This window comes from Aliiroseovarius sediminis (genome assembly GCF_022678485.1).
In the GTDB taxonomy this organism is placed as follows: domain Bacteria; phylum Pseudomonadota; class Alphaproteobacteria; order Rhodobacterales; family Rhodobacteraceae; genus Aliiroseovarius; species Aliiroseovarius sediminis.
In genome coordinates this window covers 30537-43291 of sequence record NZ_JALBYP010000022.1, presented here as the reverse complement: position 1 = coordinate 43291, position 12755 = coordinate 30537, and the positions used below count along the sequence as shown (strand labels likewise).

General features: G+C 59.3%; 11 protein-coding genes. 8 read left to right on the top strand and 3 right to left on the bottom strand.

Annotated elements, in window-relative coordinates:
- Window positions 1-57 precede the first annotated feature (57 nt).
- Complete coding sequence (locus MN186_RS04715) at window positions 58-414, bottom strand: hypothetical protein (RefSeq protein ID WP_242112926.1); 357 nt, start codon at window positions 412-414, stop codon at window positions 58-60.
- A 189-nt stretch (window positions 415-603) separates the two neighbouring features.
- Between MN186_RS04715 and MN186_RS04710 the strand changes: the two genes are divergently transcribed.
- From MN186_RS04710 to MN186_RS04695, 4 genes are read left to right on the top strand one after another with little or no spacing between them, the layout of a single operon-like run.
- Window positions 604-1155: a glutathione peroxidase gene (locus tag MN186_RS04710; RefSeq protein ID WP_242112924.1), complete on the top strand. Its 552-nt coding sequence runs from the start codon at window positions 604-606 to the stop codon at window positions 1153-1155.
- 1 nt (window position 1156) lies between these two features.
- Complete coding sequence (locus tag MN186_RS04705; RefSeq protein WP_242112922.1) at window positions 1157-1609, top strand: TspO/MBR family protein; 453 nt, start codon at window positions 1157-1159, stop codon at window positions 1607-1609.
- Between the two features lie 13 nt (window positions 1610-1622).
- Window positions 1623-2285 carry an SDR family NAD(P)-dependent oxidoreductase gene (locus MN186_RS04700; protein ID WP_242112920.1) on the top strand — a complete coding sequence of 221 codons (663 nt, stop codon included), beginning with the start codon at window positions 1623-1625 and terminating at the stop codon, window positions 2283-2285.
- Window positions 2282-3820: a cryptochrome/photolyase family protein gene (locus MN186_RS04695; RefSeq protein WP_289069585.1), complete on the top strand. Its 1539-nt coding sequence runs from the start codon at window positions 2282-2284 to the stop codon at window positions 3818-3820. Before MN186_RS04700 ends, MN186_RS04695 begins: the two co-directional genes overlap by 4 nt.
- A 336-nt stretch (window positions 3821-4156) precedes the next feature.
- Here the strand turns inward: MN186_RS04695 and MN186_RS04690 are convergent, their stop codons facing one another.
- Entirely contained in the window at window positions 4157-5305 is a 1149-nt protein-coding gene (locus MN186_RS04690; RefSeq protein ID WP_420838901.1) for an aminopeptidase P family protein, read from the bottom strand.
- 207 nt (window positions 5306-5512) lie between these two features.
- Here MN186_RS04690 and MN186_RS04685 point away from each other — a divergent pair, with 207 nt between their 5' ends.
- The 4 genes from MN186_RS04685 (at window position 5513) to MN186_RS04670 (ending at window position 11927) form a co-directional block, all read left to right on the top strand.
- The gene (locus tag MN186_RS04685; RefSeq protein WP_242112915.1) at window positions 5513-6445 is read left to right on the top strand and encodes a LysR substrate-binding domain-containing protein; all 933 of its coding nucleotides are present in this window, start codon (window positions 5513-5515) and stop codon (window positions 6443-6445) included.
- Window positions 6446-6763: 318 nt separating this feature from the next.
- Window positions 6764-7867, top strand: coding sequence for an efflux RND transporter periplasmic adaptor subunit (locus MN186_RS04680; RefSeq protein ID WP_242112913.1), 1104 nt, complete (start codon window positions 6764-6766; stop codon window positions 7865-7867).
- 9 nt (window positions 7868-7876) lie between these two features.
- Window positions 7877-10972 carry an efflux RND transporter permease subunit gene (locus tag MN186_RS04675; RefSeq protein ID WP_242112911.1) on the top strand — a complete coding sequence of 1032 codons (3096 nt, stop codon included), beginning with the start codon at window positions 7877-7879 and terminating at the stop codon, window positions 10970-10972.
- A gap of 73 nt (window positions 10973-11045) precedes the next feature.
- Window positions 11046-11927 (top strand): helix-turn-helix transcriptional regulator, encoded by an 882-nt coding sequence (locus tag MN186_RS04670; protein ID WP_242112904.1) that lies wholly within the window; start codon window positions 11046-11048, stop codon window positions 11925-11927.
- Window positions 11928-11959: 32 nt separating this feature from the next.
- Here the strand turns inward: MN186_RS04670 and MN186_RS04665 are convergent, their stop codons facing one another.
- Window positions 11960-12754, bottom strand: coding sequence for a molybdate ABC transporter substrate-binding protein (locus tag MN186_RS04665; protein ID WP_242112901.1), 795 nt, complete (start codon window positions 12752-12754; stop codon window positions 11960-11962).
- Window position 12755 lies beyond the last annotated feature (1 nt).

Here is a 12755-nt window from a genome sequence, read left to right as displayed (position 1 = left end):
ACCGTGCGGCGCGTTCACCACGCGCGATCCGGTGCGCTCGGCCCAGTCAGCCTTGGCTCACTCTTCGACCGGGGCCTGTGCAGAAATCGTGCAGAACTCATCAGCCCCATCGGCCGAGCAGCGGCCTGCTGCGGTCGGGGCCATTGTGAACCCGTCCTCGCGTTCCGTTCCGTGCAGCTTGATGTGGTAATGCCAGCGCAGCTCGCCTTCGGCATAGCTGTGGTTATAGGGCGTAAGGCGAAGATCGGTCTGGCCGCAGCGCAGGGCCGTGATCTTTGCGCCGGCGCCGGTCAGGATCTGGTCCAGCACTTCGGCCTTGGCCAGACAATCCTCTTGGGTTTCGGCCTCGGCAACGGCCAGATGGGTCGTGCCGCCATAGCCCAGCGTCAGGATGACAAGAGTGGTTTTCAGCATGGGATTTCCCCTTACGTGATGGCTTGTATCCGGTGTGCGAGGCACCGGAAAGCGGATCAAGGGATTGATAGGCTTCGCTTGGCAGGTTGTCGACCGGACACTGACGCGACGCATGGTCGCTGCCGCAGCGCGCCTTTTTCTGATCCGCAGGCGGGGCCGGGCCGTAACGCCTTAAACGGAGGTGATACCATGCTCAGATTGCTGATCGTTTGTCTGGCGGTGATGTTCGGGTCGCAGGCAAGGGCGGTGGACCTTGCAACGCCGTTCGCGGCGATTGACGGGGGGAGCCTGTCGATCTCGCAATGGCGCGGGCAGCCCGTGTTGGTGGTGAACACCGCGTCGCGTTGCGTGTTTGCCAAGCAGTTTGACGGAATGCAGACCTTGTATGACACCTATCGCGACCGCGGGCTGGTCGTGCTGGCGGTGCCATCGAACGATTTTCGGCAAGAGCTGTCGACCGATAAGGCGGTCAAGGAATATTGCGAGATGCGGTTTGGCATCGACTTGCCGATGGCCGGGATCACCACGATCATCGGCCCGGACGCGCACGCCTTCTATCGCTCGCTCAAGGCGGAAACGGGGTTTTCACCGGCTTGGAATTTTACCAAAGTTCTGATTGGTCCTGATGGCAAGGTGATCGCAACCTATGGTCCGCCGGTCAAACCCATGTCGGCCACCATTACGAAGGATATCGAGGCCGCTTTGCTGCGCGCGACCGAAACTGGTTCGAAGGTAAACTGATATGAAAAACGCAATCTCTCTTCTGGTTTTTGTGGTGATTGTCATCGGTGCAGGCAGTGCGATTGGCACCCTGACTGCGCCCGGAGAATGGTATGCGGCGCTGAACAAGCCGTTTTTCAACCCGCCCAACTGGGTGTTCGCGCCGGTCTGGACGGTGCTTTACCTAATGATCGCGGTGGCAGGCTGGCGGGTCTGGCAACAGCCGGGCCACCCCGCGCTGTTTCGGTTGTGGCTGGTTCAGATGGGCCTGAACTTCCTGTGGTCGCCCTTGTTTTTCGCGCTGCAGATGCCGGGGATTGCCCTGATCGTGATCGCAGCCATGCTTGTCACGATCCTTCTGTTCATCAAATCCGCTTGGCTCGTGGACCGTGTGTCGGGCCTTCTGTTCATCCCTTATGCGGCGTGGGTGGGCTTTGCCTCGGCCCTGAATGCCGCGATCTTCTTCTTGAACTGACGTGGGAACTGACATGGATAAACGCGCTTTGGTTATCGGGGCATCAGGCGGGGTGGGGCAGGCGCTGGCCGCCGCGTTGACAGGGCGCGGCTACGACGTCACGGGCCTGTCACGATCCGGCGATGGTTTGGACATCACGGACGAGGACAGTGTGGCAGATGTACTCGGACAGCTTGAGGCTCCGTTCAATCTGGTTATCGTCGCGACGGGTGTTCTGGCTAGCACCACCGGGCCCGAGAAATCCATTGGGGCCTTGAGCGCGCAGGAACTGGAGGCTGTGTTTGCAGTCAATGCCATCGGCCCGGCGCTTGTTCTGAAACATGCCAAACGCCTGCTGCCGCGCACGAAACCCGCTGTCTTTGCTGCCCTGTCGGCCCGCGTGGGGTCAATCGGCGATAACGGGCTGGGGGGCTGGTATTCCTATCGCGCGTCAAAAGCGGCGCTGAACCAATTGATCCGAACCGCTTCGATCGAGTTGGGGCGGACCCACAAACACCTGACTTGCGTCGCGCTGCATCCCGGCACGGTGGCGACGCCGTTTACGCAGGATTATCCCCAGCACAAATCCGTGCCAGCCGAACAGGCCGCCCGCAACCTGCTTGACGTCATCGACGGATTGACCCCGGACGACAGCGGGCGCTTTTTTGACTGGGCGGGGAAGACCGTGCCGTGGTGACGGACAAGCCCGAGCATCCGCGCATCATCCTGATTCTTGGCGATCAACTGTCACCCGACCTGCACGCGTTGATGGAAGCCGACCGGGACAAAGATGTGATCGTGATGGCCGAGGTCGCGACCGAAGCGACCTATGTCGCCCACCACAAGAAGAAAATCGCGTTGATCTTTTCAGCCATGCGCCATTTCGCGGCAGAGCTTCAGGCGCAAGGGTGGCAGATCAGCTATACCCGTTACGGTGACGGCGACAACACCGGGTCGCTGAAGGGCGAGGTTGCGCGCGCCATCACCCACCACGACGCGCAGGGCGTGGTTGTGACCGAACCGGGCGAATACCGCCTGAAGGCCGAGATGGACGGTTGGGCCGATGATCTGGGCGTTGCCGTGCAGGTGCTGGAGGACACAAGATTTATGTGCCCGCACGCGGATTTTCAAAGCTGGGCGAAGGGGCGCAAACAGTTGCGGATGGAATATTTCTATCGCGACATGCGCCGCAAGACCGGGCTGTTGATGCAAGGCGACCAGCCCGAGGGTGGACAGTGGAATTTCGACGCCGAGAACCGCAAGCCCGCCAAGGGCGACCTGTTCATGCCCCAGCCGCTTCGCGTCGCGCCGGATCAGATCACCAGTGACGTTCTTGATCTGGTCGAAGCCGAGTTTGCAGACAATTTTGGCACCCTTCGCCCGTTCTGGAGCGCCGTGACCCGCGACGATGCGCTAAAGGCGCTTGAGGCCTTCGTCGATCAGGCGCTGCCGTGTTTCGGCGACTATCAGGACGCGATGCTGGAGGGCGAGCCGTTCCTGTATCACTCGGTCCTTTCAGCCTACATCAACGCGGGCCTTCTGAACCCGCTGGAGGTCTGTCGCCGGGTCGAACGCGCCTATTATGACGGCCACGCGCCCCTGAACGCAGCCGAGGGGTTCATTCGCCAGATCATCGGCTGGCGGGAATATGTGCGCGGGGTCTATTGGCTGAAAATGCCCGGCTACACCGACGAGAACTTTTTCGAGGCCTCCCGCGATCTGCCATGGTTCTACTGGACCGGCGACACCGACATGGCCTGCATGGCCGCCGCGATCACACAGACGCGGGACGAGGCTTATGCCCACCACATCCAGCGCCTGATGGTGACGGGGAATTTCGCGATGCTGGCCGGCGTTGATCCACATGCGGTGCATGAATGGTATCTGGCGGTCTATTTCGACGCCTATGAATGGGTCGAGGCGCCGAACGTCATCGGGATGAGCCAGTTCGCCGATGGCGGTCTGTTGGCGTCCAAGCCCTATGCCGCCAGCGGGAATTACATCAACAAGATGTCCGACTATTGCGGCGCCTGCCGGTATGACGTGAAGAAAAAGACCGGCGACGGGGCCTGTCCGTTCAACGCACTGTATTGGGATTTCCTGATCCGTAACGAAAAGAAACTGCGCCAGAACCCGCGGTTGGGGCAGGTGTTTCACACGTGGGACAGGATGGGGGACGATAAGAAGGATGCCTATCGCGCCAGCGCCAGCGCGTTTCTTGAAACCCTTTGATGGGTTTGGGGTGGGCGGCCCCCGAAGGGACCGCCCCATCGGCCTGCGGGAGGGTCAGGCCGGCTCGATCCGCGCTTGCATTTTCATTGTTGCAAGGCTGACCAAGACATAAAGCGCGGTCGCAATCCGACGGCCCGTCAGTGGGCCGACCATCCAGCCTGCCAGATCAAGACGCCAACCGACGCAAGCATGATCAGCCAGTTGATGATCAGTGTATTATTTTCCGTAGCCGTATTCCTTTGTCCGGAACCAAAAAATACCAACTCATCCTCTCGCTGTGTCTGGATTAAAAAAAACCCCCGTCCGATGATTGAACGGGGGCTTCGGTTTTTTGTCTCAGGCGTTGCCGTTGACGATCAGGTGTTCGGGACCATAGGGGAAGCCGGTGATGTTGCGATTGCCCCCGTCTTCGATCACCAGAATGTCGTGTTCGCGATAGCCGCCTGCGCCGGGCAGATGATCGGGGATGGTGATCATCGGCTCCATCGAGATGACCATGCCCGGTTCCAGCACCGTATCGCAGTCTTCGCGCAGTTCCAGCCCGGCCTCGCGACCGTAGTAGTGGCACAGGACGCCGAACGAGTGGCCGTAACCGAAGCTGCGATATTGCAGCAGGTCTTTTTCGGCATACATCTCGTTCAGTTCCTTGGCGATGTCGGAACATTTGGCGCCAGGCACCAGCAACTCCTTGCCGCGGTCATGCACGTCGCAGTTGACCTGCCACAGACGGATATGTTCGTCGCTGGCCTCTTCCGCGAACAAGGTGCGTTCCAGCGCGACGTAATAGCCCGCGACCATCGGGAAGCAGTTCAGCGACAGGATATCGCCCTTCTCGATCTTGCGGCTGGTGACGGGGTTGTGCGCGCCATCGGTGTTGATGCCCGACTGGAACCATGTCCAGGTGTCCAGCAATTCGCCATCGGGCCAGGTTTTCGCGATCTCGCGGATCATAGTGGCGGTGGAATGCAAGGCGACTTCGCGCTCGGTCACACCAACAGCGGCGGCTTCGACGCAGGCCGCGCCGCCGATGTCCGCGATGCGGGTCATCTTTTCGATATGCGCGATTTCTTCGGCTGATTTGATCATGCGCAGGCGCATCGAAGGGGCGGCGATATCGACAAATTCCATGTCCGGGAATTCGGACTTCAGAAGGTTCAGAAGGTCGATATTGACGTGGTCAAATTCGATCCCCAGCCGCTTGGCGCCACCAGCCAGCTGGCGAATGGCATGAAAATAATTGTCCTTTTGCCAATCCGTATAGGTGATGTTTCGACCACCGAATGTGCGCCGCCAAGGCTGGCCACCGTCAATGCCCGCGCTGATCGACGTCGCGATGTCGTGGTCCACCAGGAACCCGTAGCGACGGCCGAACTGGCAATACAGGAAATCAGAGTAATAGTTGACGCAGTGGTAAGACGTGAACAGCGCCGCGTCGATGTTTGCGTCTTTCATATAGGCGCGGATCGCGTCCAGCCTGCGCTGCATCTCGGCGTCTGAAAAGGTCGGCGTCGCCTTGTCGCCATTGTTGGTGTAGTCCTGAAATCTCTCGCGCTCCAAGGTATCCTCCGTCCGTTTGAATCATGTAAGATGCGTGTTTTTGCTGTACTGAACGTCCTTCGGGAAGGTGGCTCTTGTCAAAAGATGGTTTCTCATGCCAGCATGAATGAAATTCACCATTAAACTTGGCAAGCTATGGCAACTCTTCCCCTGACCGCCCTGCGCACCTTCGAGGCGGTGGCCCGCACCGGTTCGTTTCAAGCTGCGGCGAAGGCGCTTTTTGTGTCACAATCCGCGATCAGCCATCAGATCCGCCATCTGGAGGATTGGCTGGATCAGCGCCTGTTCGAACGCAAAGGCAACTGCACCCTTCTGCTGCCTCATGGCGAGGAACTGGCACAAACTCTGACTCAATCCTTCGCGGATATGGAGGCGGCTTGCCAACGGGCGCGACTGAGCGGGGCGCAGCAGCCGCTGATTATTGCGGCAATTCCGTCCGTCGCGATGTGCTGGTTGATCCCGCGCCTGTCTGATTTCCACGCTGCGCACCCAGAGGTGGACCTACGGATCGTTTATGCCCTGCACGGTGGTGATATCGACTTTCGCGATGTGCATATCGCGTTCGTCTTTGCCGACCGCGGTCCGACCCTGCCGGGTGTTTCCAGCCAGCCCTTTCTGCCCGGCGCCAGCGTGCCGGTGTGCAGTCCGGCCTTGTTTGACCGGCTTGGGCCTGCGCCAAAGCACCCCGCCGATATTCCAAAGCTGGGTCTGCTGCATGATGGTGACGCCTCTGGCTGGCAGAAATGGCTGGGGCAGGCGGGGCACGAGACCCGGCAAACCCTAGCGGGGCCGGTCTATGAAGATTTCAACATGCTGCGCGCCGCGGCCCTGTCGGGCCAGGGGGTCGCATTGTGCGCCAAGGCAATGATTCGCCCGGACCTGGACACTGGCCGGTTGGTCGCCCTGTCAGAGTGCACCGTTCTGGATGATCACGATTATTACCTGCTGACCGGTCCGGCAGCCACCAACATGATGGCAGGGCAAGTGCGGGCATTTTGCGACTGGGCGCTTGCCGCGCGGGACTTGTCGGCCTCGTCCCTGCGGATCAGTCGAAGCGCGGCGGACTGATGTCCAGATCCCCGTGACACATTGCAATCAGCCGCTCGGCGGCTGCGTCCCAAAAGACCGAGGGTGAAAGCTTTTCCTGATAATGGCGCCGGATACCATGAAAGATGCTCTTTTTCGTCGGTGTCATGTGGTTGGATAAAGTTGTCGTGAACATCAACTGATAACGTGAAGGAAAGGCTGGCAAACGGCGGTTGCAGCACGTATCCGGGTTCGCATGGTAAATTGACAATCCCGGTTTGATGTATCAATCAGACCGGATGATTTCGCTGAATTGACATATAAGAAGCGTCCCTATCCCCCGACTGGCCGGAGAATGATATGAAAAAGCGTCTTGCAATAGCCATTGTCCTGCTTGGTCTGCTTGTGGGGGGAATTGTTGGCTTTAATATGTTTCGCGACAAGATGATCGCGGATTTCTTTGCCGGCATGACCGCCCCGCCCGTCGCCGTATCCGTGGTCGAGGTTGAACCGATTGACTGGAAATCCGGCATTGATGCCATCGGCACGGCCCTGTCCGCCCAAGGCGTGGATCTGGCGGTCGAGGCTGGCGGGCTGGTGCGCGAGGTGCAGTTTGAACCGAATGATAAGGTCGAAGAAGGTCAGAAACTTGTTCAGATCGACGAACGGATTGAACGGGCGGATCTGGCGGCGGCGCAGGCCTCGCTTGATCTGGCGATCACGCAGTTGGAGCGTAACCGCACCCTGAAAGAACGTGGCATCAGTGCCACCAGCAATGTCGACACGGCCGAAGTGCAAGAAAAAAGCGCGCGTGCGCAGGTTGCCAAGCTGACCGCGCTTTTGGATCAAAAGGAAATGTTGGCGCCTTTTAGCGGCGTGATCGGTATTTCCAAGATCGAACCGGGGCAATATGTGACGCCCGGCACGATCTATGCAACCTTGCAGAACCTTGACCAGATGCAGGTTGATTTTACCATTCCCGAACAGAATATCGACAAGATCGCCATCGGCACGCCGATCACTACAACGACAGAAGTGGGCGATGTGACCTATGACGGGCGCATCATCGCGATTGAACCGCGCGTTGATCCCGTGTCGCGCCTGGTCACAATCCGCGCGTTGATAGACGGCACCAATGGCAAGCTTTTTCCAGGCCAGTTCCTGCGCGTTCGCATCAACCTTCCGAAGGAAGAGGGCGTATTGGCCTTGCCGCAAACTGCTGTCACCTCGACCCTTTATGGCGATGCTATCTTTGTCGTACGTGCGTCCGAGGACGGTGACGAAGAAAAGCTAACCGTTGCGCAATTGTTCATCGAGGTGGGCCGTCGGTCGGGCGGCATGGTTGAAATTGTTGATGGGGTTGAAGCTGGCGATCGGGTCGTCAATGCCGGGCAGAACCGTCTGGTCGGTGGTGCGGCAGTCAAGATCGACAATGAGGTCGCGCCTGACGCGGCGCTGGAATAGGGGCGCGAGATGCATTTTTCGGAAATCTTCATTCGCCGCCCGGTGTTGTCATCAGTGCTGGCTGCCCTGATTATCCTGCTTGGCCTGCAATCCATTTATAATCTGCCGCTGCGCCAGTATCCCGAGGTCGAAGAAACCGTCGTTACCGTAACGACCGTCTATCCCGGTGCTGCGCCGGAACTGATTCAGGGGTTTGTCACCGCGCCCATTGCGGCGGCTGTCGCGACAACTGAAAACATTGACTATGTGACCAGCCAATCACGGCCCTCGGCGTCGGTTGTGTCGGTACAGATGAAACTGGGCTCAGACCCGGATGTTGCGCTGACCGAGGTTTTGGCGAAGGTTCAGCAGGTGCGCGGGCAGTTGCCCGGTGACGCCGAAGACCCGGTGATCACCAAAGGCACCGGGCAGACCTTCGCGTTGATGTATCTGGCTGCCCAGAACCCCAACATGACGCAAGAACAGCTGACCGAGTATCTGGAGCGCGTGGTGCGCCCACGCGTGTCGACCATCGAAGGTGTGGCAGACATGCAGATCATCGGTGCGGCCAACTATGCGATGCGTGTCTGGATCGATCCGCTGAAACTGGCTGCGCGTGGCGTCACGGCAAGCGAAGTTTTGGGTGCTATCCGCGCGTCGAACTTTCTGTCAGCCCCCGGCAAGACGGAAAACGAATATGTCACTTACTCGATCACGTTGGAATCGACCCTGCAAACCGCTGAAGCGTTTGGTGAGCTTCCATTGATCAACACGCCATCTGGCGTTGTGCGCTTGCGGGATGTCGCGCGGGTCGAACTTGCGTCGAAAGATCAGGACGAGATCGTGACCTTCGATGGCGCAAGCGGCACGTTCATTGGCATCACCGCGACCCCTGCTGCGAACCCATTGACCACCGCCGAAGCCGTTCTGGACGAACTGCCGGCCCTGAACGACAGCTTGCCTGAAGGCATGACGATCAAAATGGTTTACGATTCGACCAAGACGATCAGCGCCTCGATTGAAGAGGTGTTCAAGACCATCGCTGAAGCCGTTTTGATCGTGATTGTGGTTATTTACCTGTTTCTAGGCTCTTTCCGTTCGGTTTTGATGCCGGTTGTCACCATTCCATTGTCGCTGATCGGGGTCTGTATGATCCTTCTGGCGCTTGGCTATTCGATCAACCTTTTGACGCTTTTGGCGATGGTTCTGGCCATTGGCCTTGTGGTGGATGACGCGATTGTGGTCGTGGAAAATATCCACCGCCATATCGAAGAAGGCATGGCACCCGCCCGTGCCGCGATTGTCGGGATGCAGGAAATCACCGGCCCGGTTATCGCGATGAGCGTGACGCTCGCTGCCGTTCTGGCGCCGCTTGCCTTTACCGGCGGGCTGACCGGTGCGCTGTTCTCGGAATTCGCGCTGACACTTGCGGGGGCAGTGCTGATTTCTGGCGTTGTTGCGCTGACAATCACGCCGATGATGTCGGCGCGGCTGTTGAAGCACGGCAGCGGTGGACGGTTCGAGAAGTTGGTGGATCGCACGTCAGACAAGGTATCGAACTGGTATGAACGCCGCGTGGCGTCGTCGCTGGATTACCGGCCCGTGACCTTGCTGATGGTTGTGGCGCTTCTGGGTGCGACGGGATTCATGTTCTTGAACACCACCACAGAGCTGGCGCCCGAGGAAGATCAGGGCGCGCTGTTTGCCTTCCTGAATGGTCCGCGTTACGCGACCACGGAATATACCGCGCTTTACATCGACAAGGTGACAGAAGACACAAGCGAGGTGCCCGAGGTCGATCTGGGGTTCTCGATCGCCGGCTTTGGCGGGGCGGGGAACACGGGGATTTATATCTGGTCGCTGCAAGACTGGGCGGATCGTGACCGCAGTCAGGCCGAGGTGCAGGCCGACATTCAGGCCGTGCTGGACAAGAACACCGGGGTTGAGGGCTTTGTGTTTGCCCCACCGACCCTGCCCGGTGCGGGTGGCGGTTTGCCAGTGTCGCTGGTGATCCAGTCGATCTATGACCCCGAACGTGTGGTCGAGGTGGCCGAGGAAATTCGCAAGAAAGCTATGGCTTCGGGCCGGTTCATCGTGGTGCAGAACTCGCTTAGCTTCGATGCGCCGCAGGTGACGGTGACGATTGACCGCGACCGGGCAGCCAGCTTGAATGTGCCGGTATCCGAAATCGGTAACACGCTGGCCCTTCTGGTCGGCGGCAACGCGGTGGCGCAGTTTGATCGCGACAGCAATAGCTATGACATCATCACCCAGGTGCCGCAGGAATGGCGCAACAATCCCGAACGTCTGGGCCAGTTCTTCGTGCGGTCGTCGACCGGGGAAATGGTGCCTTTGTCATCGGTTGTATCGGTGAATACGGGCGCCAGTGCGGCCTCGATCGAACAATTTGACCAGTTGAACTCGGCCACGCTGACGGCGCTGCCTGCCATCGGCACCTCGACCGGCGACGGTCTGGCCCAACTGGAAGAGATCGCGCGCGAAGTACTGCCCGAAGGCTTCTTCATCGACTATTCGGGCCAATCGCGGCTTGAGGTAGCACAGGGCAATACGATCCTGTTTGCTTTCGCGGCAGCCATCGTGGTGATTTATCTGGTTCTAGCCGCGCAATTTGAGAGCTTCCGCGACCCCTTCATCATTCTGATGTCCGTGCCCTTGTCGATCTTTGGTGCACTCCTGCCCCTGAACCTTGGGTTGGGGACGCTGAACATTTATTCGCAGGTCGGCCTGATCACCCTGATCGGCCTGATCACCAAGCACGGCATTTTGATGGTCGAGTTCGCCAACCAACAGCGTGACGAACATAACCTGTCGCGTAAACAGGCCATCGTTGCGGCGGCCAAGACACGCTTGCGTCCGATCCTGATGACGACCGCAGCGATGGTATTGGCGGTGGTTCCTCTTATGATGGCTGACGGGGCAGGGGCCGCGGCACGACAAACGATGGGGCTGGTGATCTTTACCGGGCTTTTGATCGGCACGGCCTTCACGTTGTTCGTGGTGCCGATGTTCTACACGCTGATTTCAAAATCTGACGCGGCCTATAATCTGTCGAAGTCCGACTATAAGAAGATGTTTGCGTCGTCTGACAAGAAGGCGGACGCCTGATTGCCATGTGCCTTTGGTCTTGTGAAAAACGGCCTGATCGCCCATCTTCGTGCTTTGAACCACGGGCGCGGTAATGCCACAGGACGACAGAAACGATGATCCAAGCTACCTGACCACCAAAGAGGTGGCAGAGCTGCTGCGGGTGAAGGAACGCAAGGTCTATGATCTTGCGGCCACCGGGGAAATTCCGCATCGGCGCATCACCGGCAAGCTGATTTTTCCAAGGTCCGAACTGCTGGACTGGATCAACAGCGACGCGGCACCAGTGGCGAGCGTGCGCCCTGCGGTTCTGACCGGATCGCATGATCCGCTTCTGGAATGGGCGGTGCGTGAAAGCGGATCTGGCCTTGCCACCATGTTCAACGGCAGCCGGGCGGGGCTTGACTGTTTCACCGACGGGCAGGCTGCGCTGACGGGGCTTCATATTCCGGGCGAGACCGATTGGAACGTGGATATCGTATCGGCGCAGGGTGTGAGGAACTGCGTTCTGATCGCATGGGCTACCCGCGCGCGCGGACTTGTGCTGGCACCAGATGCCGCTGACAAGATCACCCGCGTTGCAGACCTGAAAGGCAAGCGCGTCGCGCGGCGTCAGCCGGGGGCCGGCGGCGCCACGTTCTTCGAAGAGATGTTGAAGCGCGAAGGAATTGATGCCAGCGATCTGGAGCTGGTCAGCGAGCTGGCCCATACCGAACACGAAGCTGCCGCTGCCGTCGCCGCCGGACAGGCCGATGCCGCCACGGGGATCGAGGCAATGGCCCGACAGTTCAGCCTTGGCTTCCTGCCGCTGGCCGAAGAACGGTTCGACCTGCTGATCGACCAGCACACTTATTTCACGCCACCAGTGCAGACACTTCTGCAATTCGCCCGCACAGCCGCATGTCACGACAAGGCGGCGGCGATGGGTGGTTATGACCTTGGCGACATGGGGGCGGTGCGCTGGCTGCCGGAATGACGCCCCCCCCCAAGCAGCCGCGCGAAACCGTTTTAATCTGGCGCCTTAAAGCCATAGCTGGACAGGATTTTCTGCGCATCAGGCCCGGTTACGAAGGCGGCAAGGTCGTCTGCCGCTGCCGATGCGCCGTTTATCACCGTCAGGCCGTAATCGGCACCTACGGCCAGCGCCTCTGGCAATTGCACGATCTGCAATCCGGGTGTATCGCGCTGCGCAAGCACTGCGTTGGTGCAATAGGTCAAAAATAGATCGGCCTGATCCTCGCTCATCACCCAGCCATAAGGATTGCGGCCTTCTGGCGGCGTGGCGCTGTTTGGTCCGCCCGTCAATTGCAGGGCTTTGGATTTGAGTGTTTCCGTGCTGCCCGGCGCGATGGCGTCGGCCTTGTCGAAAAGCTGCCAAGCGTAGTCGCCTGACGGGTCCGCTTTAGGGGTCGAGGTCCCAAGGCGTGTATCTGGCGACAGCATCACGTCAAGGATCGTGTCGGACGACACTGCGATATCCTGCTGGGCGAGCCCGCACAGGCTGTTGCGGGCAAACATGGTCACGTCGCCCGCAAGCGCCGCATCGGCAAGCGTCTGCGGATGGCGCATATTGGCCGAGGCGAAAACTTCGGCATGTTCGCCCCCTTCGATACGTTCGCGAAGCAGGCCCGAGGGGCCGAAATTGCGTGCGACCTGCATATCCGTTGTGGCCTCAAATGCGTCGGCAATATCTGTCATTGCGGCCTTCAGGCTACCAGCGGCGTGCAGTGTCACCTCGTCGCTTAGGGCGGGGTGTGTGGTTGCAAACATGGCAAGGACGCCCGCTGTAAGGATCTGTTTCATG

Bases quoted from the DNA above. Each gene is read 5' to 3' on its own strand.
- MN186_RS04715 (WP_242112926.1), bottom strand. From the start codon at position 414: ATGCTGAAAACCACTCTTGTCATCCTGACGCTGGGCTATGGCGGCACG.
- MN186_RS04710 (WP_242112924.1), top strand. From the start codon at position 604: ATGCTCAGATTGCTGATCGTTTGTCTGGCGGTGATGTTCGGGTCGCAG.
- MN186_RS04705 (WP_242112922.1), top strand. From the start codon at position 1,157: ATGAAAAACGCAATCTCTCTTCTGGTTTTTGTGGTGATTGTCATCGGT.
- MN186_RS04700 (WP_242112920.1), top strand. From the start codon at position 1,623: ATGGATAAACGCGCTTTGGTTATCGGGGCATCAGGCGGGGTGGGGCAG.
- MN186_RS04690 (WP_420838901.1), bottom strand. From the start codon at position 5,305: ATGCAGCGCAGGCTGGACGCGATCCGCGCCTATATGAAAGACGCAAAC.
- MN186_RS04685 (WP_242112915.1), top strand. From the start codon at position 5,513: ATGGCAACTCTTCCCCTGACCGCCCTGCGCACCTTCGAGGCGGTGGCC.
- MN186_RS04680 (WP_242112913.1), top strand. From the start codon at position 6,764: ATGAAAAAGCGTCTTGCAATAGCCATTGTCCTGCTTGGTCTGCTTGTG.
- MN186_RS04675 (WP_242112911.1), top strand. From the start codon at position 7,877: ATGCATTTTTCGGAAATCTTCATTCGCCGCCCGGTGTTGTCATCAGTG.
- MN186_RS04670 (WP_242112904.1), top strand. From the start codon at position 11,046: ATGCCACAGGACGACAGAAACGATGATCCAAGCTACCTGACCACCAAA.
- MN186_RS04665 (WP_242112901.1), bottom strand. From the start codon at position 12,754: ATGAAACAGATCCTTACAGCGGGCGTCCTTGCCATGTTTGCAACCACA.